Source organism: Pseudomonas sp. G7(2022) (assembly GCF_052660475.1).
This window is the reverse complement of record NZ_CP109659.1, coordinates 2,353,754-2,373,350: the sequence shown is the minus strand read 5'-3', so window position 1 is coordinate 2,373,350 and position 19,597 is coordinate 2,353,754. Positions and strand designations below refer to the sequence as shown.

22 protein-coding genes are annotated in these 19,597 nt (G+C 62.1%); 12 read left to right on the top strand and 10 right to left on the bottom strand.

The window, feature by feature from the left end:
- Nucleotides 1–77: 77 nt before the first annotated feature.
- Nucleotides 78–917 carry an NAD-dependent protein deacetylase gene (locus NE357_RS10700; RefSeq protein ID WP_169429809.1) on the top strand — a complete coding sequence of 280 codons (840 nt, stop codon included), beginning with the start codon at nt 78–80 and terminating at the stop codon, nt 915–917.
- A 13-nt stretch (nt 918–930) separates the two neighbouring features.
- On the opposite strand, the gene NE357_RS10695 is transcribed toward NE357_RS10700, so the two are convergent.
- A complete protein-coding gene (locus NE357_RS10695; RefSeq protein ID WP_169429808.1) occupies nt 931–1,809 on the bottom strand; it encodes a LysR family transcriptional regulator in 879 nt (292 codons plus the stop codon).
- Between the two features lie 169 nt (nt 1,810–1,978).
- Here NE357_RS10695 and NE357_RS10690 point away from each other — a divergent pair, with 169 nt between their 5' ends.
- Genes NE357_RS10690 through NE357_RS10680 form a run of 3 tightly spaced genes read left to right on the top strand, consistent with a single transcriptional unit; the run spans nt 1,979 to nt 4,560 of the window.
- Nucleotides 1,979–2,677 (top strand): CoA transferase subunit A, encoded by a 699-nt coding sequence (locus tag NE357_RS10690; RefSeq protein WP_169429807.1) that lies wholly within the window; start codon nt 1,979–1,981, stop codon nt 2,675–2,677.
- A gap of 24 nt (nt 2,678–2,701) precedes the next feature.
- Nucleotides 2,702–3,367: a CoA transferase subunit B gene (locus NE357_RS10685; RefSeq protein WP_169429806.1), complete on the top strand. Its 666-nt coding sequence runs from the start codon at nt 2,702–2,704 to the stop codon at nt 3,365–3,367.
- 11 nt (nt 3,368–3,378) lie between these two features.
- Entirely contained in the window at nt 3,379–4,560 is a 1,182-nt protein-coding gene (locus tag NE357_RS10680) for an acetyl-CoA C-acetyltransferase (RefSeq protein WP_169429805.1), read from the top strand.
- A 105-nt stretch (nt 4,561–4,665) separates the two neighbouring features.
- On the opposite strand, the gene NE357_RS10675 is transcribed toward NE357_RS10680, so the two are convergent.
- The gene (locus tag NE357_RS10675; protein ID WP_169429804.1) at nt 4,666–5,268 is read right to left on the bottom strand and encodes an NADPH-dependent F420 reductase; all 603 of its coding nucleotides are present in this window, start codon (nt 5,266–5,268) and stop codon (nt 4,666–4,668) included.
- 114 nt (nt 5,269–5,382) lie between these two features.
- Between NE357_RS10675 and NE357_RS10670 the strand changes: the two genes are divergently transcribed.
- Nucleotides 5,383–6,276 carry a LysR family transcriptional regulator gene (locus NE357_RS10670; protein ID WP_169432620.1) on the top strand — a complete coding sequence of 298 codons (894 nt, stop codon included), beginning with the start codon at nt 5,383–5,385 and terminating at the stop codon, nt 6,274–6,276.
- Here the strand turns inward: NE357_RS10670 and NE357_RS10665 are convergent.
- Nucleotides 6,273–7,541, bottom strand: coding sequence for an Nramp family divalent metal transporter (locus tag NE357_RS10665; protein WP_432760326.1), 1,269 nt, complete (start codon nt 7,539–7,541; stop codon nt 6,273–6,275). The genes NE357_RS10670 and NE357_RS10665 overlap by 4 nt on opposite strands.
- A 127-nt stretch (nt 7,542–7,668) precedes the next feature.
- On the bottom strand, nt 7,669–8,208 hold the full coding sequence (locus NE357_RS10660; protein WP_169429802.1) for a chalcone isomerase family protein: 540 nt from the start codon (nt 8,206–8,208) through the stop codon (nt 7,669–7,671).
- 147 nt (nt 8,209–8,355) lie between these two features.
- Here NE357_RS10660 and NE357_RS10655 point away from each other — a divergent pair, with 147 nt between their 5' ends.
- Both NE357_RS10655 and NE357_RS10650 read left to right on the top strand, forming a co-directional pair.
- Nucleotides 8,356–9,129, top strand: a complete 774-nt coding sequence (locus NE357_RS10655; protein WP_169429801.1) for a hypothetical protein — start codon at nt 8,356–8,358, stop codon at nt 9,127–9,129.
- Between the two features lie 86 nt (nt 9,130–9,215).
- Nucleotides 9,216–9,782 (top strand): hypothetical protein, encoded by a 567-nt coding sequence (locus NE357_RS10650; RefSeq protein ID WP_169429800.1) that lies wholly within the window; start codon nt 9,216–9,218, stop codon nt 9,780–9,782.
- A 3-nt stretch (nt 9,783–9,785) separates the two neighbouring features.
- Here the strand turns inward: NE357_RS10650 and NE357_RS10645 are convergent, their stop codons facing one another.
- The 4 genes from NE357_RS10645 to NE357_RS10630 form a co-directional block, all read right to left on the bottom strand.
- Nucleotides 9,786–10,502, bottom strand: coding sequence for an alpha/beta hydrolase (locus NE357_RS10645; RefSeq protein WP_169429799.1), 717 nt, complete (start codon nt 10,500–10,502; stop codon nt 9,786–9,788).
- Between the two features lie 66 nt (nt 10,503–10,568).
- Nucleotides 10,569–11,681, bottom strand: a complete 1,113-nt coding sequence (locus NE357_RS10640; RefSeq protein ID WP_169429798.1) for a succinylglutamate desuccinylase/aspartoacylase family protein — start codon at nt 11,679–11,681, stop codon at nt 10,569–10,571.
- A gap of 127 nt (nt 11,682–11,808) precedes the next feature.
- Nucleotides 11,809–12,588, bottom strand: coding sequence for an ABC transporter substrate-binding protein (locus NE357_RS10635; protein ID WP_039767817.1), 780 nt, complete (start codon nt 12,586–12,588; stop codon nt 11,809–11,811).
- A gap of 253 nt (nt 12,589–12,841) precedes the next feature.
- Nucleotides 12,842–13,276 carry a rhodanese-like domain-containing protein gene (locus NE357_RS10630; protein WP_169429797.1) on the bottom strand — a complete coding sequence of 145 codons (435 nt, stop codon included), beginning with the start codon at nt 13,274–13,276 and terminating at the stop codon, nt 12,842–12,844.
- A gap of 102 nt (nt 13,277–13,378) precedes the next feature.
- On the opposite strand from NE357_RS10630, the gene ftrA reads away from it, so the two are divergent.
- The gene (gene ftrA / locus NE357_RS10625; protein WP_169429796.1) at nt 13,379–14,368 is read left to right on the top strand and encodes a transcriptional regulator FtrA; all 990 of its coding nucleotides are present in this window, start codon (nt 13,379–13,381) and stop codon (nt 14,366–14,368) included.
- Here the strand turns inward: ftrA and cobF are convergent.
- Both cobF and NE357_RS10615 read right to left on the bottom strand, forming a co-directional pair.
- A complete protein-coding gene (gene cobF, locus NE357_RS10620; protein ID WP_169429795.1) occupies nt 14,337–15,092 on the bottom strand; it encodes a precorrin-6A synthase (deacetylating) in 756 nt (251 codons plus the stop codon). The two genes, ftrA and cobF, sit on opposite strands and share 32 nt — an antisense overlap.
- A complete protein-coding gene (locus NE357_RS10615; protein WP_169429794.1) occupies nt 15,089–15,661 on the bottom strand; it encodes a histidine phosphatase family protein in 573 nt (190 codons plus the stop codon). The genes cobF and NE357_RS10615 overlap by 4 nt, the downstream gene beginning before the upstream one ends.
- Before the next feature lie 317 nt (nt 15,662–15,978).
- Here NE357_RS10615 and NE357_RS10610 point away from each other — a divergent pair, with 317 nt between their 5' ends.
- From NE357_RS10610 to NE357_RS10595, 4 genes are read left to right on the top strand one after another with little or no spacing between them, the layout of a single operon-like run.
- On the top strand, nt 15,979–16,833 hold the full coding sequence (locus NE357_RS10610) for a MurR/RpiR family transcriptional regulator (RefSeq protein WP_169429793.1): 855 nt from the start codon (nt 15,979–15,981) through the stop codon (nt 16,831–16,833).
- Nucleotides 16,834–16,835: 2 nt separating this feature from the next.
- Nucleotides 16,836–17,480, top strand: a complete 645-nt coding sequence (locus NE357_RS10605; protein ID WP_169429792.1) for an isochorismatase family cysteine hydrolase — start codon at nt 16,836–16,838, stop codon at nt 17,478–17,480.
- Nucleotides 17,477–18,808, top strand: coding sequence for a glutamine synthetase (locus tag NE357_RS10600; protein WP_169429791.1), 1,332 nt, complete (start codon nt 17,477–17,479; stop codon nt 18,806–18,808). The genes NE357_RS10605 and NE357_RS10600 overlap by 4 nt, the downstream gene beginning before the upstream one ends.
- Nucleotides 18,792–19,544 carry an N-formylglutamate amidohydrolase gene (locus NE357_RS10595; RefSeq protein WP_169429790.1) on the top strand — a complete coding sequence of 251 codons (753 nt, stop codon included), beginning with the start codon at nt 18,792–18,794 and terminating at the stop codon, nt 19,542–19,544. The genes NE357_RS10600 and NE357_RS10595 overlap by 17 nt, the downstream gene beginning before the upstream one ends.
- Nucleotides 19,545–19,597: the final 53 nt, after the last annotated feature.

Sequence of the window (19,597 nt, the reverse complement as noted above, 5' to 3'; positions counted from 1 at the left end):
CGGCAGCGGGCGCCTCTGAAAAGAGGCGCCCGGCAGTGCTAACCTGCAAGGCACTTACAGCCTGCGGAGCGCTGACCATGCTCGACCGCCCCTTCCACGAACACCTCGATTACCTGCAACAGGCCATGGCCGACGGCGATTTCATGGTGCTGACCGGCGCCGGTATCAGCACGCCGTCGGGCATCCCCGATTACCGCGACATCAACGGTGTGCGCCGGGGCCGGCAGCCGATGATGTATCAGGAATTTCTGTCGGCACCCGAGTCGCGCCGTCGCTACTGGGCCCGGGCGATGCTCGGTTGGCCACGCGTACGTCAGGCGCAACCGAATGCCGCGCACGAGGCGCTGGCCAGCCTGCAAAACCTTGGTCGGATCGGCGGATTGATCACCCAGAATGTCGATACCTTGCACGATCAGGCCGGCAGTCACGATGTCATCGAACTGCACGGCAGCCTGCATCGGGTGCTGTGCCTGGATTGCGGCCAGCGCAGCGAGCGGGATTCGATTCAGCAACTGATGGAAACGCAGAATCCATATCTGGCGGGTGTCGATGCTGTGCAGGCGCCGGACGGCGATACCCTGCTTGATCCGGCTTTCGAGGCACGTTTCCAGGTGCCGCATTGTCCGCATTGTGAAGGTGAGCGGATGAAGCCGGACGTGGTGTTTTTTGGTGAGAACGTCGCGCAACCGACGGCGGCGCGGGCCATGGCGGCGGCAGAGAACGCAGCCGGGATGCTGGTGGTGGGTTCGTCGTTGATGGCGTATTCGGCGTTTCGCCTGTGCCGGGTGATTGCGGATCGGGGCAAGCCGTTGATTGCGATCAATCTCGGCAAGACGCGGGCGGACGAGTTGCTGGATTTGAAGATTGAGGAGTCGTGCGAACAGCTGCTGCCGCTACTGGCAGAACGCCTGACTTAGCGGCCTCCCAAAGTCAGTGTTCAACCCTGAGAATGTCAAAAAGCGCCTGCGCCGCCGCCGACAATTCATTCCCCGGATCCGTCAGCACGCCAATCGCCCGCTCCACCACCGGCTCGTGCAAGGTCAGGCAATGCGCGCCCAGTTCGCGCATCTGCCCGGCACACAAGGCTGGCACCGCACTGACGCCCAACCCGCTAGCCACCATCCGCCCGACCGTTGCCAGTTGATGGCTTTCAAACTCCACCGGCAGTTTCATGCCCCGGGCTTGCAAATGTTCCTCCAGCATCACCCGTACCGTGGACGGTCGTTGCAGGGTGATGAACGGTTCCTGCAGCAAGGTCTGCCAGTCGATGTCAGTGCGCTGGGCGAGCGGTGAATCCTGCGGCACCACCGCGACAAAGCGATCCTTGTATAGAGGTGTGAAGGTCAGCGAAGTGTTTTGCATCGGCTCGAACGCCACGCCGAGTTCGACCTGACGATCGCGGACCATTTCCAGCACTTGCTCGTTGATCACGTCGTTGACCGTGACGTTGACGTTCGGATAGCGCGCGCGGAAGGTTTTGAGGATCGGCGGCAGCAGATTGCCGGCAAACGACGGCATCGCCGCCAGCGTCACCCGCCCCCGTTGCAGGCTGAAGCGCTGGCGCATTTCGTCTTCGGCGTTGTCCCAGTCGGCGATCAGGCGCCGGGCCAGCGGCAGCAGCGATTCCCCTTCCGGGGTCAGCGCCACGTTGCGCGTATTTCGGCTGAACAGGCGCCCGCCCAACCCTTCTTCCAGCGCCTTGATGGTCAGGCTCAGCGCCGACTGCGACAGGTGCAGGCGCTCGCAGGCCACGGCAAAGCTCAGGCTCTGGGCCACGGCGAGAAAGGCGCGCATCTGCTTGATGGTCATGAACGATTCACTCAAGGGACTAAGCTGAACGATCAGCACGGAGAACAGTGATTTGATGAGCTTTATCAATCAATCAACCTTAAAAATCAACTTAACAAATATATCCTTCAGCGCGACACTCCAGTCATTCGGCTAGCCAGCCGCCCGACAAACAATAAAAGAGGTGCATATGGCAGGTTTCGACAAGCGCGTGTACTCCTACGAGGAAGCCATGGCAGGTCTTGAAGACGGCATGACCGTAATCGCCGGCGGCTTCGGCCTGTGCGGCATCCCGGAAAACCTGATCGCCGAGATCAAGCGCAAGGGCACCCGCGACCTCACCGTCGTCTCCAACAACTGCGGCGTTGATGGCTTCGGCCTCGGCGTGCTGCTGACCGACCGCCAGATCCGCAAGGTGGTCGCCTCCTACGTCGGCGAAAACAAACTGTTCGAAGAGCAACTGCTCAAAGGCGACATCGAAGTCGTCCTTACCCCGCAAGGCACCCTCGCCGAAAAAATGCGCGCAGGCGGTGCCGGCATCCCGGCGTTCTTCACCGCCACCGGCGTCGGCACCCCGGTCGCCGAAGGCAAGGAAGTGCGTGAATTCCACGGTCGCAAGTACCTGATGGAAGAATCCATCACCGGCGACTTTGCCATCGTCAAAGGCTGGAAAGCCGACCACTTCGGCAACGTCATCTACCGTCACACCGCGCAGAACTTCAACCCGCTGGCCGCCACCGCCGGCAAGATCACCGTGGTCGAAGTCGAAGAAATCGTCGAACCCGGCGAGCTGGATCCGTCGCAGATCCACACCCCCGGCATCTACGTCGACCGGGTCATTTGCGGCACGTTCGAAAAACGCATCGAACAACGCACCATCCGCAAATAATCCAGGCTGACGGAGAACAAGAACATGGCACTTACCCGCGAACAAATGGCTCAACGCGTCGCCCGCGAAATGCAGGACGGCTACTACGTGAACCTCGGTATCGGCATTCCGACCCTGGTCGCCAACTACATCCCCGAAGGCATGGAAGTCATGCTGCAATCGGAAAACGGCCTGCTCGGCATGGGGCCTTTCCCGACTGAAGAGACTATTGATGCCGACATGATCAACGCCGGCAAACAGACTGTGACTGCGCGCATCGGCGCTTCGATCTTCAACTCCGCCGAGTCCTTCGCGATGATCCGCGGCGGTCATGTCGACCTGACCGTGCTGGGCGCCTTCGAAGTGGACGTACAAGGCAACATCGCCTCGTGGATGATTCCCGGCAAACTGGTCAAGGGCATGGGCGGTGCGATGGACCTGGTGGCCGGCGCCGACAACATCATCGTCATCATGACCCACGCGTCCAAGGACGGTGAGTCCAAGTTGCTGAGCCAGTGCAGCCTGCCGCTGACCGGTGCCGGTTGCATCAAGCGCGTGCTGACTGACCTGGCGTACCTGGAAATCGAAAATGGCGCTTTTGTCCTCAAGGAACGCGCACCTGGCGTCAGCGTCGAGGAAATCGTCGCCAAAACCGCTGGTAAACTGATCATCCCGGATCACGTACCGGAAATGCAGTTCGCTGCCGAGTGAGGAATTCGAAAATGCAAGACGTCGTCATTGTTGCCGCCACGCGTACCGCGATCGGCAGTTTCCAGGGTTCGCTGGCCACCGTCTCCGCCGTGGATCTGGGTGCGGCGGTCATCCGCCAGTTGCTTGAGCAGACCGGTCTGGACGGTGCTCAGGTCGATGAAGTGATCATGGGCCAGGTGCTGACCGCCGGCGCCGGCCAGAACCCGGCGCGCCAGTCGGCGATCAAGGCCGGCCTGCCCCACGCCGTGCCGGCCATGACCCTGAACAAGGTCTGCGGCTCGGGCCTCAAGGCCCTGCACCTCGGCGCCCAGGCGATCCGTTGCGGCGACGCGGACGTGATCATCGCCGGTGGCCAGGAAAACATGAGCCTGGCCAACTATGTAATGCCGGGCGCGCGCACCGGTCTGCGCATGGGTCACGCACAAATCGTCGACACCATGATCAGCGACGGCCTGTGGGATGCGTTCAACGATTACCACATGGGCATCACCGCCGAGAATCTGGTCGAGAAATACGAGATCAGCCGCGAGCAGCAAGACGCCTTCGCTGCAGCCTCGCAACGGAAAGCCGCCGCAGCCATCGAGGCCGGCCGATTTGTCGATGAAATCACCCCGATCCTGATCCCGCAGCGCAAGGGCGATCCGGTGGCGTTCAAGGTCGACGAGCAGCCACGGGGCGACACCACCGCCGAATCCCTGGCCAAACTGCGCCCGGCCTTCAAAAAGGACGGCAGCGTCACCGCCGGCAACGCTTCGTCGCTGAACGACGGCGCGGCGGCCGTCATTCTGATGAGCGCCGAAAAAGCCAAGGCCCTGGGCCTGCCGGTCCTGGCGAAAATCGCCGCCTACGCCAACGCCGGCGTCGACCCGGCGATCATGGGCATCGGCCCGGTGTCGGCCACTCGCCGCTGCCTGGACAAGGCGGGCTGGAGCATCGGCCAACTCGACCTGATCGAAGCCAACGAAGCCTTCGCCGCGCAATCGCTGGCGGTGGCCAAGGATCTGCAATGGGATCTGGACAAGGTCAACGTCAACGGCGGCGCCATCGCTCTCGGTCACCCGATCGGTGCATCGGGCTGCCGTGTGCTGGTGACCCTGCTGCATGAAATGATCAAGCGTGATGCGAAAAAGGGTCTGGCGACCCTGTGCATCGGCGGCGGTCAGGGCGTGGCCCTGGCGCTGGAACGCGCGTAAGCGCAAAAGAAGTTCAACAGCGGACGGCGGATCCACGACATCCAATATCCGTTGGCAACAAACCCGGTACGACTCACGTCGCACCGGGTATTTTTTTGTCCGTTGTCAGGCGAACTTCACCAGATTCAGCACCGGCAACGGCCCGCCCGGGAACTGCACCAGCCGCGCACCCACACTCAACTCGCCCAGATCGATACCAAAGAAGCCGAGCTGATCGATCAGCGCGCCGACTTCAGCCTTGGCCTGCGCATCATCCCCGGACAGGAACAACACGCGCTTGCCACCCTCCGACGCCGGATCCGCCTCCAGCAAACGCGCCAGCAAATGGTTGAATGCCTTGACCACCCGCGCACCCGGCACCCACTCAGCGAACACTTCGCTGGACGGCCGCCCCTGCAAATCCACCGGTTTGAACGACGGCGCTTCAATCGAGTTGTTGGCGTCGATGACGATTCGCCCGCCAAAGTCCGGCAGCCCGGCCAGCGCCGTCGGCAGTTTCGACCAGTTCACCGCGACCAGCACGATGTCCTGGGCAGCGGCTTCTTCACGGGTAACGGCGCGGGCGGTCGGACCGAGTTCTGCCACCAGTTCGGCCAAGGTCTCCGGCCCGCGACTGTTGGCGATGACCAACGGGATATCCTGACGCGACAAGGCTTTGGCAAACGCTGAACCGATGGCGCCAGCGCCGATGATTCCGATAGTGCTCATGGTGTTCTCCAGAAAGTGGGGTAAGACTCGAAACCAATCTTGCACTTGCCATTCCCACTTGATTAGCCGGTAATACCTTGAATGATCTTCAAGCATCGCTATCAGGTCGAAACTATGGAAACCCTCGCCAATCTTGAATCCTTCGTCCGCAGCGCCGAGACCGGCAGTTTCTCCGCCGCAGCACGGCTACTCGCACTGACCCCGGCGGCGGTCAGCCGTAACGTGGCGATTCTGGAACGCAACCTCGGCGTGCGACTGTTCCAGCGCTCGACCCGCAAGCTGTCGCTGACCGAGGCCGGCGAAGGTTTTCTGGCGAGTATCGGCGGCAACCTCGATGCCTTGCAGGCCGCGATTGCGACGGTGGCGACCGAGCGCGGCGAGCCGGCGGGTGTCCTCAAGATCAGCCTGCCGCCAACGTTCGGCATCGATCACATGCTGCCGCTGTTGCCGGAGTTTCTGGCGCGCTATCCGCTGATTCGCCCGGAGTGGCACTTCGAGAATCGCCAGGTGGATTTGATCGCCGAGGGCTACGACGTGGCGATTGGCGGCGGATTCGAGCTGACGCCCGGGGTGGTTTCCCGGCGACTGGCGTCTGCTGAAATATTGGCAGTGGCCTCACCGGCCTATCTGGCCGGACGCGCCCTGCCCCGACATCCGACAGACCTCGCCGATCACCAAGGCATCGTCATGCGCGGCCTGCGCACCGGGCGCATTCGCCAATGGCAGATGCACAACGACGCTGGCGAACAGGCCAGCGCCCTGCTCAATCCGAATATTGTGCTGAACGATCCAATGGCCATGCGCAAGGCTGCGCTGCTGGGCCTCGGGGTGACGATGCTGGTGTTGCCCGATGTCAGCGCGCAGATCGAGCGCGGTGAACTGGTGCGGCTGTTGCCCGACTGGCAGTGCGATGCCGGGGCGATATCGCTGTACTACCCGAGCCGCACCTTGATGCCGGCCAAGACTCGGGTGTTCATTGATTTTGTGGTGGATGCTTTCGGCCGTTAGGCGGCCAACTGCAGAATCAGCCAGGCATTGGCGCCGCTGATCACCACAAACAACCCCCACGCCAGCACCCGCGTCGGCCAGCGATTCACAAACGGCCCCATCAGCTGTTTGTCGTTGGTCATGCGAATCAGCGGATACAGCGCAAACGGCAATTGCAGGCTCAGCACCACCTGACTCAACACCAGCAACTTGCCCACCGCGCCGTCGCCCATCAGCCACACGCCGATGAACGCCGGAATCAGCGCCAGCCCGCGGGTAATCAAGCGGCGCTGCCAGCAGGGAATCCGCAGATTCAAATAGCCTTCCATGATCACCTGCCCGGCGATGGTGCCGGTGAAGGTCGAACTCTGCCCCGACGCCAGCAGCGCCACACCGAACAGCACGCTGGCCAGCGCGCCGCCCACCAGCGGATCGAGCAAGTGATAGGCGTCCTGGATGTCCACCACGTCGGTGTGCCCGGACTGATGAAAGGCTGCCGCCGCAAGGATCAGGATCGCCGCGTTGACCAGCAACGCCAGCGCCAGCGAGCCGATGGTGTCGATGCGTGCCAGATTCACTGCATCCTGTTTGCTCGCGAGGTCCCGGCCGATCAGTCGCGTTTGTACGATCGAGGTGTGCAGGTACAAGTTGTGCGGCATCACCGTGGCGCCGAGGATGCCGATGGCCAGGTACAGCGGCGCCGCCTCGCTGATCGCCGACAGTGACGGTTTGAAGCCTTGGGCGACGTCCGGCCAGTACGGTTTGATCAGCAACAATTCAACGAAGAAGCACACGCCGATGGTGCCCACCAGCACCAGCATGATCGCTTCCAGCCGCCGGAAACCGCGGTTTTGCAGGGCCAACACCAGTAACGTATCGAATGCGGTCAGGGCGATGCCAAATGTCAGCGAACAACCCAGCAACAAGTGAAACGCCAGTGCGCAACCAAGCACTTCTGCCAGGTCAGTGGCAATGATCGAGATTTCCGCCAGCACCCATTGCAGCCGTGCCGTAGGAGTGCTGTAACGCTCGCGGGACAGCTGCGCCAGATCACGCCCGGTGGCGATGCCCAGCCGCGAACACAGGCATTGCACGACCATGCCCGCCAGGCTCGCCAGCAACACCACGAACAATAGGCTGTAACCAAAGCGCGAACCGGCCTCGATTGCGGTGGCCCAGTTGCCCGGGTCCATGTAGCCGATCGACACCAGCAAACCGGGGCCGGCAAAACGCAGCACGCGTTTGAAGAACGAGGCATTCGGATCCACCGGGACACTGCCGGCCACTTCCGGCGGGCAGAACGGCGCGGTGGCGATTTTGGGCAAACTGAATTTCACGCACACATCCAGAAACAAGTCGAAAGGCGCAGCTTAGACGTTTCAGTCGGCGTGCCCAAGAGCAGACGTGCTGCGCTCAGGGTTTGGCAGTGCCGAGCAATTGCTGACGCAACTCGGGACTGCGTGTGCGCGGGTCGAGCCAGATGTCGAAAAACGCCCGGGCGAACTGCGGATCATCGATTTCATGCTGCAACTGTTGACCGACAAAGAACCGCGCGCCCTGCCCCGGCAGATACACCCCGGTAATCCGCGTGCCGGCCTGGACGTCGACGAACGATTGCTGCATCTGGACCTGCCACACCGCCAATTGCGCCGGGCTGATGGAGGAACCCGCCAGGCGCTTGATCTCATCAACACTGGCCTTGACCAGATCATCGCGGGACACGTTGCGTCGGTAGATCAGTTCCAGGGCAAAAGGCTGACCGTCAGCCAATGGACGCGCGGCGCTCCACAACCGGGCGTTATAAATGTCGAAACCGAACACGCTGAAATCGCCGGTGCCGATGATCTGCGCACCGGGCACCGCGTCCTGCCAACTGGCCCAGGTGGGCGTCAGCAGCAAGGCCCACAAGCCGATACCGCAGCATCCACGCAACACCTTCGGTGTTCTGCTCATTGCGGCATCGACTCCGGTAAACCCTGATAGTCAGAGCATAGTCGGCGATCACGCCCGGCACTTTGTATACATTTTTTGCATGCATCTTCAGCAATCCATTCACGACAATGCTAACGTGGCCACCTCTGACCCGATGGAGAGACCTGCGTGCTGATCCTCAAACTGCTGCTGATTCCCGGTTTCCTGCTGCTGATTTCCCTCGCCGGCAAGCGTTGGGGCCCCAGCGTCGCCGGGTGGCTGTCGGGGTTGCCGGTGGTGGTCGGGCCGATTCTGTTTTTCCTCGCCATCGAACAAGGCCCGGCGTTTGCCGCGCAATCGGCGGTCGCGGCGCTGTCGGCCATGTTTGCGATGATCGCGTTTTGCGTCACTTATGCGCAGGTGGCGCAGCGGGCGAACTGGCTGTTGGCGCTGGTGGTTTCTCTTTCGGTCTGGGCCGTGCTGGCGCTGATCCTGTCGCTGATTCCGGCGTCGTTGCCCTTCTCCATCGTCGCCGCTGCGACCGCCCTCCTTGCCGCGCCGTACTTGTTTCCCAAGGTTCAACCGGTGGTCAGCGGCCCGGCGCCGAAGTCGGACAAACTGGTGTGGCGGATGATCGCCGGGGCGGCGTTGACGTTGGTGGTGACGATGCTGGCCAGCACGGTGGGCGAGCGCTGGAGCGGATTGCTCGCGGTGTTCCCGGTGCTCGGCAGTGTGATGGCGGTGTTTTCCCAGCAGACCCGTGGCCCGGCGTTTACCGCCGCGCTGTTGCGGGCGACGGCGACAGGGATGTATTCGTTCTCGGCGTTTTGTCTGGTCTTGGCGCTGACCGTTCCAGGTCTTGGTTTCGGTGGCTTCGTGGTGGCGGTGGCCGTTTCGGTGGCGATGCTCGGGGTCACCCGGCAGTTGCTGGCCAAACCGGCGCCTGCGCCGTCGCCGAACTGACCTCGCCCGGACAAACCGCTCTGGAGTGCCGGGTGTTCTCCGTGGGATGATCGCCGCCCAAGCGCGACCATCCCTCGGAGATTCGAATGTCATTGCTTAGCAAGAAAGCCGTCGTCCTGTTGCTGGCGGCGGTGGCCGGTTTCGGCGCCATCAATGCTCAGGCAGCCAAGGCCAAAGAGAAGGCTGTCACCGAGAACGTCTCGATGCTCGACGGCAAATTCAGTTTCGTCCTGCCCAAGGGCTTCGTCGGCGACCCGCTGCCGGCCGGTCCGACCGGCGCCAAAGGCATGATGTACACCAACGATGCCACCAAGACGGTGGTCATCACCGCCGAAAACCAGATTCCCGAAGGCAACAACGTCAAGGACAACGACAGTGCGTTCCTCGACGGCACCGTGTCCGATTTCATCGACGCTCAGCGCAAGGCCCTGCCGGACTTCAACAAGCTCAGCGAAAAGAGCCTGACCCAGAAAGGCAATGGCCTGGGCCTGCGTCAGGTCGACAGCACCGCCACCCAGGGCGGCGGCCAGACCCTCAACACCACGTTGCTGGCCGGCTCCGGCACGCGCATGGCGCTGGTCCAGGTGATTTCCCGGGCCAGCGACAAGAGCGGTCACGAGGCGCTGGTGAAAACCATCCTCAAGGAAAAGTGATGCTCAGGGGTTGAGTCGCTGCAACCAGTCGTTCAGATCCCGAAGCTCGGCCGCGCTGATGCTGTGGCCGACGCCGGGATAGGCATGGAACGCCGGTGTGTAGTCCAGCTTCTCGAGCAACTCTTTGGCCGCAGTGGCGCCCGTGTAGGGGACCCGGTCATCCGCCGTGCCATGGCCGATGAAGATCTCCAGCGGCGGATGTTGTTGCGCTGATGTCAGCTCGCTCTTGAGCACCGGCAACACCCGCCCGCTCAACGCGGCGATGCCACCGACCGCCGCCGGCTGCCTCAACCCCACCTCGTAGGTCATCATCGCGCCCTGGCTGAAACCGACCAGGTACACCTTATCCGGTCGCGCGTGATATTTCTGCGCCGCCGCCGCGATAAAAGCCCGCAGTTTCTGGCTGGCAACCTTCAGATCATCAGTCTCGCCGTTGTAGGCACCGTCGCCTTTCTTGCGAAACCATTGGAAGCGCCCTTCCCCCAACGCCATCGGCGCCTGCACCGACAGGTAGTTGTACTGCTTGGGCAGCTGAAATTTCATGCCGATCAGATCGGCTTCATTACTGCCGTAGCCATGCAGGAAAACCACCAGCGGACGCGGTTCGGCGTCCGGGTGCACCTGGGCCAGGTAGTTGAGTGGCAGATCGGTTTGCAGCGAGGTTTGAGCATGGACGGCGCTGGACGCCAGGAGAGTCAGCAGAGCAAACACCTTCAACATAAGCCTTCCTTCACACAGTGCAGGGTTCGCGACAGAGCCTAACACTGCGATCCAGAAGATGGGCTGTCAGTCGTTGATCAGCTTGCCCGCCCGAATCGGCTCGCGCCCCGCCACCTTCGCCTGCCAGATCCCCGGCTGGGTGTAGCGACCGCGATCTATGGCGAACAACACGCCGCTGGTGCCGGCGCGCACGGTGGTCACGCGATCCTTGAGCGGATCGACCACTTCAAACAGCGCATCACCGCGCTCGACCCACTCACCGGCATCGCGCAGGAAACTCACCACGCCATGATGCGGGGCGAACAGGTATTCGGTGCCTTCGAACGGCATGCCTTCGCAGCACTCCTCCGGCGCTTTCGGCCATTCGCCGCTGATGAAGCCCTGTTCGGCCAAAAAGCCCAGGATCGCCTCGCCATTGGCCTGAGCCTGATCGACGCGGGTGTCGCCCATGCTGCCCAGCTCCAGGGTGGTGGCGAGGTTGGCCGGCGGAATCGCCGCCTCCGGGAACATCCGCGCCAGGCGCAACCACGGCGTGGAGCAGGATTCGTCAAAAGAACTGCCGCCAGAGTCCTCACACAACAGCGCCACGCCAGCCTTCAGGCGTGCGGCGAGGGATTGCCACTGCGGCCAGTGCTGCGGCAAGGCGTAGAGATGAATTGCGGCATCGAAGTCGCAGTGCAGATCGAGGGTGATGTCGGCCTCGCAGGCGTGGCGCAGCAAGAGACGGTGCAGCGCTTCCAGTTGCGAGGCCGGGGCCGGCAATCCGTCGAGCACTTGGCCCATGGTCTGGCGGATCAACGCAATGTTGGCTTCGGCATCGCTGCCCAGCAGATTCCCGATGCGCTCGGCCACTGGCGCACTGAGTTCGACAAAGGAGCGGTTGAAGTTCTTGCCGCTGCCCAGCTCGAAGCGGCCCATGTGACTGCCTTGCAGGTGTTGATCGAGACCGATCGGGTTGGCCACCGGTACCAGTTCGATCACGCCTTGCAACTGACCGTTGCTCTCCAGCTCGGCCAGGCGTTTTTTCAGTTCCCACGCAGTGCGCATGCCCGGCAGCTCATCGGCGTGCAGACTCGCCTGGATATAAACCTTGCGTGGGCCGACGCCGTAACGGAAGACGCTGAGGGAGCGTTCGCTGCCCAGATGGCTCCAGGGCAGAACATGGTCGATGCGTTGCATGGGGAACTCCGGAAATTCTGCAGTCGCTGCTACCCAGTGACTGCATTGGAAATGTGCTGACAGGATAAATCACGGGCGAAAAAAAAGTGGCCACCGCGTCAACGGGGCCACTTTTTTCTACGGCGTATTAATGGCCGTACACGTCAAAGTCGAAGTACTTGTCCTGCACTTGCTTGTACTTGCCGTTGGCGCGGATTTCGTTGATGGCGGCGTTGAATTTCTCCGCCAGCTCGGTATCGCCTTTTCGCACGGCGATACCGGCGCCGCCGCCGAAGTATTTGGCGTCTTCGTAGGTCGGGCCAACGAATTCGAAGCCTTTGCCGGCGTCGGTTTTCAGGAAGCCGTCGCTCAGGTTGACCGAGTCGGCCAGCATCGCATCGATACGACCGGACACCATATCCAGGTTGGCTTCCTGCTGCGAGCCGTAACGCACCAGTTCGATCCCGGCCGGTACCAGCACTTCGGTGGCGTAGCGGTCGTGGGTACTGGCGCGCAGCACGCCGACTTTCTTGCCTTTGAGCTCAACCAGCGGGTCTTTCACGCCGGAGCCGGCCTTCATCACGAAGCGCGCCGGGGTGTGGTAGTACTTGATGGTGAAATCGACGTTTTTCTTGCGGTCGTCCGTGATGGTCATCGAGGACAGGATCGCGTCGATCTTCTTCACTTTCAGCGCCGGGATCAGGCCGTCAAACTCTTGCTCGACCCAGGTGCATTTGACTTTCATCTGCTCACACAGCGCATCGCCGATGTCCACGTCGAAACCGGCCAGTTTGCCGTCAGGGGTTTTCATCGAGAATGGCGGGTAACCGGCTTCGATACCGATCCGAATCGGTTTGGCGTCTTCGGCCACGGCGGTCAGGGACAACATCGACAGTGCCAGGGCACCGAACATAACCAGCTTTTTCATTTATTACTCCCGTGTGCGGAGGCTTTTATTGGCAGCTTTCGATTGTCAGGTTCGGCCTTGGGCTATGGAGCGCAAAGAAACCGAAGTGGCCGGCAGTCTATGGCGGCGCGCACGGGGCAAATTGTGTTTAAGCGACAAATACTTGCAGAAAATCGGCGAGTGCCATCACATGGGAAAAGTGTGCGCCGGAGCGGTGCAAGGGTTGTAGGACAAAGCGGACAAAGGTGCCGCCGAAGCGGCAACTTTCCGGTTATCAGCAATCGCAAGCGATCGGGGCAGTGGCGACGCGCGGTGTCGTAACACTCAACTGAAAGCCTTCATCCAGCCAGCCGGTCACCCCGCCGATCATCTCCTTGACCGGATAGCCCAACGCCGCCAGCTTCACCGCCGCCTTGTTGGCGCCGTTGCAGTGGGGCCCGGCGCAATAGACCACGAACAGTGTGGAGGTCGGGTAGTCCGCCAGCGCTTCGGCCGTCAGCAGACGCCCCGGAACGTTGATCGCCCCCGGCACATGGCCGCGCTCGAAGGCCAGGGGTCCGCGCACGTCCACCAGCACGAAATCGACCTCGCCCGCCTCCTGGCTGCTGAAGACGTCGGAACAATCGGTTTCGAAGGTCAGACGGTTGCTGAAGTGCATCAGGGCAATGGCCGAAGGGGCTGCGGGAATTTGGCGAACCAGGCTAGGCATGTTGTGTTGCTCCTGCATCGGTGAAGGGATGAACAGACTTTATCGAGCCGCCGCTTGCCGCTACAGTGGCGCACAAGACACTCACCGGGAAATTTCCGCCAAATGCCTGATTCACCTGGATTGGTCGCGATTCTGGCCTACGACGGCCTCTGTACCTTCGAGTTCGGCATCGCCGTGGAGATCTTCGGCCTGGCCCGGCCGGAATTCGATTTTCCGTGGTACGCGCACTGCATCGCAGCGGTGGATCAAGGCCCGATGCGCGCCATGGGCGGGATTCAGGTGCTGGCCGATGGTGGTCTGGAATTGTTGGCGGATGCGCGCACCATCATCATTCCCGGCTGGCGCGACCGCAGCGCGCCGGTGCCCGAGGCATTGCTCGAAGCATTGCGTGATGCGCACTCGCGCGGCGCCCGGTTGCTCTCGATCTGCTCGGGCGTCTTTGTTTTGGCGGCCAGCGGGCTGCTTGACGGGCATGGCGCCACCACCCACTGGCGCTATACCTCGGAACTGGCCGAGCGCTTCCCGACCATCGATGTCGACCCGGACGTGCTCTACGTCGATTCCGGCCAACTGATCACTTCGGCCGGCAGCGCAGCCGGGATCGACGCCTGCCTGCACCTGGTGACGCGGGACTTCGGCACTCAGGTGGCCAACTCGGTGGCGCGCCGACTGGTGATGTCGCCGCAACGCACCGGCGGTCAGGCGCAATTCATTCCGACACCGGTCAGCCCGACTCCGCGCAGTGACTTGTCGCGCGTGATGCAGTGGGCCCGCGAGCGCCTGCACGAGCCACTGGAGGTGCGCGACCTGGCCAGCGAAGCGGCGATGAGCGAACGCACCTTCCTGCGCAAATTCACCGAAGCCAGCGGCCAGTCACCCAAAACCTGGTTGCAACACGAACGCTTGGCCCGGGCCCGGGAGTTGCTGGAAAGCACACCGCAGAACACCGAGCAGATCGCCCTGCGCTGCGGCTATCGTTCGGTGGAAAGCTTTCGTGTGGCATTTCGCAGCGTGGTCGGCGTCCCGCCGTCGGTGTATCGCGAGCGCTTTGGTCGTGAGGTCAAGGCTTGCGCAACAGATAGGTGTCCATGATCCAACCATGCTCGGCCCGCGCCGCCTTGCGCACCCGCTCGATTTCCTCGGCGACATCCTTGAGCTTGCCGCTGAGGAGGATTTCATCCGGCGTGCCAAGGTAGGCCCCCCAGTAAATCTCGGTCTCCTGATCCGCCACTCGATGGTAGGCATCTTCGGCATCGAGCATCACCACCAGACTGTCGGCATCACTCACCTGCCCCGCCGCCAGGCGCCGGCCGGTGGTGATTTCGATCGAGCGGCCGATGGTGTTAAGCGGCACTTTGTGCTGCGCCGCCAGGGCCTGAACGCTGGTGATGCCGGGGATCACCTCGAACTCAAACGCGCATCGACCTGAGGTGAGAATCGCCTGCAGGATACGAATAGTGCTGTCGTACAACGCCGGATCGCCCCACACCAGAAAACCGCCGCACTGCCCGTCAGCCAATTCGTCATTGATCAGGCGTTCGAAGGTTTGCTGCTTGGCTTGATTCAGATTTTCGACGCTGGCGCTGTAGTCCACCTCGCCGCGCTCGCGCTCCGGGCTGTGAGCTTCGGCGAAGCGGTACGTACGATCAGTGATGTAGCGCTCGCAGATTTCTCGACGCAGGTCGATCAGCTTGTCCTTGCTCTGGCCCTTGTCCATGAGGAAAAACACGTCCACCCGATTAAGCGCCTTCACCGCCTGCATCGTGATGTAGTCGGGGTTGCCGGCGCCAATGCCGATGACCAGCAATTGCTTCATGTGCGGTCTCCTTCAAGATCAATGCCGGGCAAGCGAAGCCGCCAGCGTCCGAAGAAACTCAACTCGACCAGCGCCAGCGGCTCGACATCGATGCTGTGGAAGGCTTCGCTTTGCAAGACCTGCGTCAGCGCTGCCCGGATGACGAACGGATGCGTCACGGCCACCACGTGCCCCGGCGTGGTTTGCAGCGCTGCCAGCCATGCGGCCACCCGTTCACCGAGTTGTGCCACCGATTCTCCGCCATGGGGCGCGGCGCCAGGATCTTCGAGCCAGGCTTGCAACGCGTCGGGCTCATTTCGCTGCAAGTCCTTGATCGATTGCCCTTGCCAGCGACCCCAGTCGCAATCGCGCAAGGCTTCATCAACCTGCGCATCCTCGCCGAACCATTGAGCAGTCTGGCAGGTACGCAGCTCAGGGCCGCAGATCAGACGACGCGGCAACTCGAACCGGGCGACCCACAAGTCAGACGCTACAGCGCTTTCTTCAACGGACTCGTTCGTAGGAAAACGCGCCAATTTTTGTGAGACGGTTCTGGCGTGACAAATCAAGGTCAAACGGGTGGCTTGCACGTTGAGTCACTCGGTCAGAAGGTAAACAACCACCGGCGGAATGCCGACAGGACGGCAATTGTGCCGTAAACCGGGTGGTTCCGGGCAAGCCTGGTAAAACGGTCCGTCAAAAGAAACCGGAAATGTCTGACACCACAATAGGCAATGGACTACACACTACAGGGAAACCATGAAGCCCTTGCTACACGGGCATTTCGCCCCATTTTGGGGCTCCACGGAAGGCGCAGAAAATTCACTAGACATGTAACGTCAGTTACATAAATACTGTTTTAACGGATTGTGAAGCGAATCCAACACCTCATCCAGCAGGAGCCCGGATGCCCCCTCTAAGAGACCTGATTACCGATCCCGGCCTGGACCTTACGCCATCAGAGCGCAAAGTCGTCCGGGCCTTGCTCGATCAGTACCCGCGCAACGGCCTCGGGCCCATGGCGCGACTGGCCGAGCACGCCGGCGTCAGCGATCCGACTATCGTGCGTCTGGTAAAAAAACTCGGCTTTGGCGGATACGCCGAATTCCAGGACGCTCTGCTGAGCGACATGGATCATCGCCTGCGCTCGCCACGCACGCTGTTGCAACCGCGTTCGAACCTGAACCAGGACGATGCCTGGAGCCATTATCTGGCCCACAGCCACAGTCTGCTGGCGGAAACCCAGGCGCTGACCCAACCCGAAGACGTGCGGATCCTGGCGCAATGGCTGCTCGATACGCGCCATCAGGTCTACTGCTTCGGCGGGCGTTTCAGCAGCCTGATGGCCACTTACCTGCTCAATCATTTGCGTCTGCTGCGCCCCGGTTGTTTTGCGCTGGAGGACAACGCGCAACTGCCGGATCGTCTGTTCGACCTGCAACGCCAGGACGTCGTGCTGGTGTTCGACTATCGCCGCTACCAGACCCAGGCCCTGCGCGTGGCCACGGCGGCCAAGAACAACAACGCTCGTGTCGTGCTGTTCACCGACATTTATGCTTCGCCGCTGCGGGAACTGGCCGACATGATCATCAGCGCTCCGGTGGAGTCGGCTTCACCGTTCGACACCATGGTCCCGGCGCTGGCTCAGGTTGAAGCGCTGATCGCTTGCCTGACCCTGCGCAGCCCGGACCTGGCCGATCGCCTGGAAGGTATCGATGCCCTGCGCAACGACTTCGACACCCACCTGCTGGAGGATAAATAAGGATGTTCAGCCTTCCCCACCGCTCGCCGCGGGACCTGCCGTTTGTCACCGACCACACTGCGCTGTTGCTGGTGGACATGCAGCGTGCCTGGCTCGAGCCGCAGTTCGACCCGCACCTGGAAGGCCCGGACGCCGCCTACTTCCTCAATCGCGCGCGCTCGCAAGTGGTGCCCAATCAGGTGCGCCTGCTAAACGCCTTTCGTGACACACGGCAGAACGTGCTGCACACCCTGATCGAAAGCCTGACCGCCGACGGCCGCGACCGCTCGCTGGATCACAAACTGTCGGACATGCACCTGCCCAAGGGCAGCCCGCAGGCACAGGTCATCGCTGAACTGACCCCGGCAGAAAACGAAATCGTGCTGCCCAAGACCTCTTCCGGGGTCTTCAACTCGACCAACATCGACTACGTGCTGCGCAATCTGGAAACCCGTCACCTGATCATTGCCGGCATCGTCACCGATCAATGCGTGGACATGGCCGTGCGCGATGCCGCCGACCGGGGTTACCTCGTCACACTGGTGGCGGACGCCTGCGCGACCTACACCGAAGCACGTCACGATGCCTGCCTGAACGCGATCAAGGGCTATTGCTGGATCACCGATACCGACACCGTACTCGGTCGTCTGCGGGAGATGCAGCCATGAGCGAACGCCTGTTGCCGCTGCCGATGACCACCATCGTCACCACCGACCTGATCGGCATTACCCGGGGCCGTTCGTTTCCCAGCGATGAGCTGGAACACTATCAAGCCGCCGGCTGCGGCTGGGTGCCGGCCAACAGCGCGCTGACGCCGCAGGACATCATTGCCTCGACCAACCCGTGGGGCGCTTATGGCGATCTGCGGCTGATTCCCGATCTGGCCAGCCGCGTCACCGTCGGCAATGGCCCGGACGCCGCCGCACCGGCGCTGGACTTCATCCACGGCGACATCCGCGAAACCGACGGGCGCCCGTGGGGCGCCTGCCCGCGCACGCTGCTGCGCGATGAAATCGAGCGCTATCGCGATCAACTCGGGTTGCAGGTCAACGCCGCGTTCGAACACGAATTCAACCTGCACGCCGGGTTTGCCGAACACCTGGCCTTCTCCCTCGAATCCCAGCGCCAGGGCGCGGAATTCGGTGGCTGGCTGCTCAGCGCCCTGCGCGCCGGCGGCGTCGAGCCGGAAATGTTCCTGCCCGAATATGGCAAGCATCAATACGAAATCACCTGCCGTCCGACCCTCGGCGTGGCAGCGGCAGATCGCGCGGTAAACGTGCGCGAGATCACCCGCGAAATCGCCCGGCAGATGGGCCTGGATCTGAGCTTCTCACCAAAGACCGCCGCCGACGCGGTGTGCAACGGTGTACACCTGCACGTCAGCCTGCTTGATCTGGCCGGCCAGCCGATGTTGTACGACGCCGGCACCAGCAATGGCCTGTCGACCCTCGGCCAGCACTGGGCGGCGGGCGTGCTGCATTACTTGCCGGCGCTGTGTGCGTTCACCGCGCCGACGCCGGTGTCGTACGAGCGCCTGCAGCCGCACCATTGGAGCGCGTCCTACGCCTGTCTCGGCCAGCAGAACCGCGAAGCGGCGCTGCGCATCTGCCCGACCGTAAGCCTGGGCAACAAACCCGTGGCGAAGCAGTACAACCTGGAATTCCGCGCCATGGACGCCACCGCCTCGCCGCACCTGGCAATGGCTGCGCTGCTGATCGCCGGACGTTTGGGCATCGAGCAGCGCCTGGCGCTGAACGCCATCACCGATGAAATCCCCGATGCACTCAACGACGAACAACGCGAGGCGCGGGGCATTGTTGCCCTGCCCGCCTCTTTGGCTCAGGCACTGGATTGCCTGCGTCGCAGCGAAGCGCTGATGGCAGCGCTGCCGGCACCGTTGCTCGACACGTATTTCGCCCTTAAAACCGAGGAACTGGCGCTGACGGAACAGCTCTCACCCGCCGACCTGTGTGAGCACTATGCACGCCTGTACTGAATCCGCCGAACTTGGGTTGTACACCCGACCGGTCTACAACCTGATCCGTGAAGATTCGATGCACCCACTGATTCTGGTGTGCGAGCACGCCAGCCGCTACATCCCCGACGCCCTGAACAATCTGGGTCTGGATGAAAAGGCTGCGCATGAACACATTGCCTGGGACATCGGTGCGCTGGAGCTGGCCGAACAACTGTCGGAAAAGATCGGCGCCACGCTGCTGAGCGCCAATTATTCGCGACTGCTGATCGACCTCAACCGGCCCCGCCACGCCCCGGACAGCATTCCGGCGCAGAGCGAGATCTATCAGGTGCCGGGCAATCGCGGACTCGACGAAGCCACACGCGAATACCGTCGCCAGTGCCTGTTCAAGCCGTTTCACACGCGGCTGCAACAGCTGATCGACGAACGTTTGGCAGAAGGCCGGCCGGTGCGGGTGGTGGGGATTCACAGTTTCACGTCAGTTTATTACGGCCAGCCGCGTGAGCTGGAAGTCGGCGTGCTGTTCGGTCAGGCCAAGGGATACGCCCAGCGCCTGCTCGAAGGTCTCGGCCAGCATCCGCTGAAAGTCGCGGGCAACCAGCCGTACAAGATTGATCCGTTGGGCGACATGACCGTCCCGGTTCACGGTGATGCCCGAGGCCTGGAGTCGGTTTTGATTGAAGTGCGCAACGACCTGCTGCGCAGCCCGGAAGCGGTGAACCGCTGGGCAAATTATCTGGCACCCCTGCTTTGAACATTGCTGTAACCACTGCTGACGCTGTAAACGACGGACCGACATAACGACTA

Bases quoted from the DNA above. Each gene is read 5' to 3' on its own strand.
- NE357_RS10700 (WP_169429809.1), top strand. From the start codon at position 78: ATGCTCGACCGCCCCTTCCACGAACACCTCGATTACCTGCAACAGGCC.
- NE357_RS10695 (WP_169429808.1), bottom strand. From the start codon at position 1,809: ATGACCATCAAGCAGATGCGCGCCTTTCTCGCCGTGGCCCAGAGCCTG.
- NE357_RS10690 (WP_169429807.1), top strand. From the start codon at position 1,979: ATGGCAGGTTTCGACAAGCGCGTGTACTCCTACGAGGAAGCCATGGCA.
- NE357_RS10685 (WP_169429806.1), top strand. From the start codon at position 2,702: ATGGCACTTACCCGCGAACAAATGGCTCAACGCGTCGCCCGCGAAATG.
- NE357_RS10680 (WP_169429805.1), top strand. From the start codon at position 3,379: ATGCAAGACGTCGTCATTGTTGCCGCCACGCGTACCGCGATCGGCAGT.
- NE357_RS10675 (WP_169429804.1), bottom strand. From the start codon at position 5,268: ATGAGCACTATCGGAATCATCGGCGCTGGCGCCATCGGTTCAGCGTTT.
- NE357_RS10670 (WP_169432620.1), top strand. From the start codon at position 5,383: ATGGAAACCCTCGCCAATCTTGAATCCTTCGTCCGCAGCGCCGAGACC.
- NE357_RS10660 (WP_169429802.1), bottom strand. From the start codon at position 8,208: ATGAGCAGAACACCGAAGGTGTTGCGTGGATGCTGCGGTATCGGCTTG.
- NE357_RS10650 (WP_169429800.1), top strand. From the start codon at position 9,216: ATGTCATTGCTTAGCAAGAAAGCCGTCGTCCTGTTGCTGGCGGCGGTG.
- NE357_RS10645 (WP_169429799.1), bottom strand. From the start codon at position 10,502: ATGTTGAAGGTGTTTGCTCTGCTGACTCTCCTGGCGTCCAGCGCCGTC.
- NE357_RS10640 (WP_169429798.1), bottom strand. From the start codon at position 11,681: ATGCAACGCATCGACCATGTTCTGCCCTGGAGCCATCTGGGCAGCGAA.
- NE357_RS10635 (WP_039767817.1), bottom strand. From the start codon at position 12,588: ATGAAAAAGCTGGTTATGTTCGGTGCCCTGGCACTGTCGATGTTGTCC.
- NE357_RS10630 (WP_169429797.1), bottom strand. From the start codon at position 13,276: ATGCCTAGCCTGGTTCGCCAAATTCCCGCAGCCCCTTCGGCCATTGCC.
- ftrA (WP_169429796.1), top strand. From the start codon at position 13,379: ATGCCTGATTCACCTGGATTGGTCGCGATTCTGGCCTACGACGGCCTC.
- cobF (WP_169429795.1), bottom strand. From the start codon at position 15,092: ATGAAGCAATTGCTGGTCATCGGCATTGGCGCCGGCAACCCCGACTAC.
- NE357_RS10610 (WP_169429793.1), top strand. From the start codon at position 15,979: ATGCCCCCTCTAAGAGACCTGATTACCGATCCCGGCCTGGACCTTACG.
- NE357_RS10605 (WP_169429792.1), top strand. From the start codon at position 16,836: ATGTTCAGCCTTCCCCACCGCTCGCCGCGGGACCTGCCGTTTGTCACC.
- NE357_RS10600 (WP_169429791.1), top strand. From the start codon at position 17,477: ATGAGCGAACGCCTGTTGCCGCTGCCGATGACCACCATCGTCACCACC.
- NE357_RS10595 (WP_169429790.1), top strand. From the start codon at position 18,792: ATGCACGCCTGTACTGAATCCGCCGAACTTGGGTTGTACACCCGACCG.